The organism is Pseudostreptobacillus hongkongensis (genome assembly GCF_001559795.1).
Classification (GTDB): domain Bacteria; phylum Fusobacteriota; class Fusobacteriia; order Fusobacteriales; family Leptotrichiaceae; genus Pseudostreptobacillus; species Pseudostreptobacillus hongkongensis.
Genome location: NZ_LOHY01000006.1, coordinates 1 through 948, shown reverse-complemented (window position 1 = coordinate 948; position 948 = coordinate 1). Strand labels below are relative to the sequence as shown.

2 protein-coding genes and 3 pseudogenes are annotated in these 948 nt (G+C 25.3%); all 5 read right to left on the bottom strand.

What is annotated here, in order from left to right:
• Nucleotides 1-18 precede the first annotated feature (18 nt).
• A pseudogene (locus AYC59_RS08115) lies at nucleotides 19-243 on the bottom strand (endonuclease/exonuclease/phosphatase family protein); the annotation flags it as partial.
• A gap of 12 nt (nucleotides 244-255) precedes the next feature.
• A pseudogene (locus AYC59_RS08110) lies at nucleotides 256-342 on the bottom strand (hypothetical protein); the annotation flags it as partial.
• Nucleotides 324-518: a hypothetical protein gene (locus tag AYC59_RS08105; protein ID WP_066894084.1), complete on the bottom strand. Its 195-nt coding sequence runs from the start codon at nucleotides 516-518 to the stop codon at nucleotides 324-326. The pseudogene AYC59_RS08110 and the gene AYC59_RS08105, both read right to left, overlap by 19 nt.
• Nucleotides 505-825 (bottom strand): class I tRNA ligase family protein, encoded by a 321-nt coding sequence (locus AYC59_RS08100; protein ID WP_245620590.1) that lies wholly within the window; start codon nucleotides 823-825, stop codon nucleotides 505-507. The genes AYC59_RS08105 and AYC59_RS08100 overlap by 14 nt, the downstream gene beginning before the upstream one ends.
• Nucleotides 823-948, bottom strand: a pseudogene (locus tag AYC59_RS08095) (tRNA (uridine(34)/cytosine(34)/5-carboxymethylaminomethyluridine(34)-2'-O)-methyltransferase TrmL); the annotation flags it as partial. The gene AYC59_RS08100 and the pseudogene AYC59_RS08095, both read right to left, overlap by 3 nt.

Genomic DNA, 948 nt, shown 5'->3' with positions numbered 1-948 from the left:
TGAATTGCAACAGCCCCTTTACTTTATATATAAAACTACAGGCCAATGATCTGAACCTCCTATATTTAACTGTATTTCAGAATCAGTTATTCTATTTTTTAAACTTTCTGAAACACAAAAATAGTCTATTCTCCAGCCACTATTATTCTTTCCAGCATTCCCTCTATACGACCACCAAGAATATACAAATTCTTTATCTGGATAAAAATATCTAAATGTATCTATAAATCCAGAATCAAGTAGAAATGAAGTTCTTTAAATAGATAAATCTTGTAATCCTTGTTTTACAAAAGGTATAACTTCATTTCTTCTACTTTGTGGTTTTATAAAATCAGGATTATTTTCATAAAATTTAAGTAATTTATCTTGATATTTTGATAGTTTAAAGAAATATGATTTTCTACTATATCTATTACTTCTTCACCCATATTTTTACCATCTACAAGTTGTGATTCTGTAACAAAAGCTTCTTCACTAACAGAATATTTCCCTATATATTCACCACTATATATATCCATTTTTATAAACAGTTTCTATAATTTTTTGAACATTTTCATGTGTAGGATTAGTTGTTCTAACAAACTCATCATATTCTATATTTAATTTATACCACAATTTAATAAAATCAGATTTCATAGAATCTATCCATTCTTGTGATGTAACATTATTTTTTTTAACACTTTCTTCTATTTTTTGACCACGATCATCAGTTCCTGTAATAAACTTAACATCTATTCCTTTAAGTTTATTATATCTTGATATAACATAACATATTACAGTAGTATAAGCAGTACCTAAATGTGGTTTTACATTTAGATAATATATTGGTGTAGTTATATTATCTTCTTTATATTTATTTAATATTTTTTCAGGGATTCCACATGATTCTGGTCCAAACATAATATAGTCATTTTCATTATACTTAACAATGGAATAAACATAGTTAAT

Coding starts and splice junctions, on each gene's coding strand:
- AYC59_RS08105 (WP_066894084.1), bottom strand. CDS start 518: ATGGATATATATAGTGGTGAATATATAGGGAAATATTCTGTTAGTGAA.